Raw genomic sequence first — 1,610 nt, 5'->3', positions numbered from 1 at the left:
GGTGTTTTTGGTACGTTATAAGTGTAGCCAATAATCTTGTAAAAGATTAAAGCTAGCACTTATTTTTTTTACACTATAATATAAAAGAGTAATTGGTTTACGTGGGTGTTTTAGGAATTTTACTTCCGTAATAAAAACTGTTAACCATTCTCTTATTATAGGCATTCGATTAAGCAGGTTGAAACTTAAGCTTTCGTGTAACTAACCAAAATGAATAGTAATAAGTGTGATGGGTACAATTATTAATTTATGAATGGAGAGAATGAAAATGATAAGTGTAGGAATAGACATATCAAAAGGAAAAAGTACAGTGTGTATTATGAAACCGTATGGGGAAGTTATTAAAACACCATATGAAATAAAACATACTGAAAAAGATTTGTCCGACCTAGCAGAGCTAATCCATAGTTTTGAAGAAGAATGTAGAGTTGTACTTGAAGCTACTGGAGCATATCATTTACCAGTTTTAAGCTATTTAAAGCGAAAAGGAATTTTTGTAGCTGTAATTAATCCTTTAATGATGAAGAAATATTCAAGTCTTACAATCAGAAAAGGAAAAACAGATAAGATTGATTCGATAAAGATCTCCAATTATGGAATAGATAATTGGTTTCACCTTAATGATTATAGTACTTCTGATGAATTATATAGTGAATTAGATGTTCTTTGTAGGCAATATAACCAATATGTTAGCATGAAGGTTAAATGTAAGGTTAATTTATCAAATTTATTAGATAAAGTTATGCCTGGAATTACTAATTTATTAAGAAATAATGATTATGTTGGAAAATACAAATTAAATTCATTTGTAAAAGAATATTGGCATTATGACAATATAACTAAAAAAAGTGAAATACAATTTATAGAAAGTTACTTGAAATGGGCTAAAAAAGAAGGATATCATGCAAATGAATGTAAAGCAAAAAGCATATATAAATTAGCAAATGAAAGCGTAACAACTCTTAGTTCAAAAATGAAATCTGCAAAAATGTTGGTTGTTGAAGCAACAAGAGTTTTTAAAGAAGTAGAAAAAACTTTAAGAATGATATTACTACAAATGCAAGAATTAGCAAAGAAATTAGCTGAATATAATGTAGTTAGAGAAATGCCAGGAGTAGGGGATGTATTAGCACCAAGACTAATAGCTTGTATTGGCGATGTAAGAAGATTCCATAATGCAAAGGCATTAATAGCCTATGCCGGGATAGATGCTCCGGCGTATGAATCAGGGAATTTTAAGGGTACTCAGAGGAGAATATCTAAACGAGGATCTGCTTATTTAAGAAAAACAGGCTATGAAGTAATGGCATCAATAAAAGCTATAAAGCCGATACAGGATTCAGCCGTATATGATTATATTTTAAAGAAAGAACTAGAAGGAAAGGCTAAAAAAGTAGCTAAAATAGCTGGATTAAATAAATTTTTAAGAATTTATTATGCAAGAGTAAAGGAAGTTTATAAGTAAATTTAAAAACAAAAATAATTTGTATAACAGACCAATGCAAATTTTAAAAACATGATTGGTCTATTTGTTATGCAAATTTTTATTAATACAAAAAAGCAAAAAACTTGTTAAAAAGGTATTGACTTTGCTTAGCAGGTTTTTATTG

At 28.7% G+C, this 1,610-nt stretch carries 1 protein-coding gene; it reads left to right on the top strand.

Annotated features, from left to right (window positions below):
• Positions 1 to 268 precede the first annotated feature (268 nt).
• Positions 269 to 1,465: an IS110 family RNA-guided transposase gene (locus KYD98_RS17975; RefSeq protein WP_219781422.1), complete on the top strand. Its 1,197-nt coding sequence runs from the start codon at positions 269 to 271 to the stop codon at positions 1,463 to 1,465.
• The last annotated feature ends 145 nt before the right edge of the window (positions 1,466 to 1,610 follow it).

Source organism: Clostridium weizhouense (assembly GCF_019431045.1).
GTDB lineage: Bacteria > Bacillota > Clostridia > Clostridiales > Clostridiaceae > Clostridium > Clostridium weizhouense.
The sequence above is the reverse complement of the archived record's forward strand: the minus strand, read 5'-3'. Positions and strand labels throughout refer to the sequence as shown.

What these genes read in the sequence shown, in the direction of transcription:
- KYD98_RS17975 (WP_219781422.1), top strand. Translation starts at nt 269, where the DNA reads ATGATAAGTGTAGGAATAGACATATCAAAAGGAAAAAGTACAGTGTGT.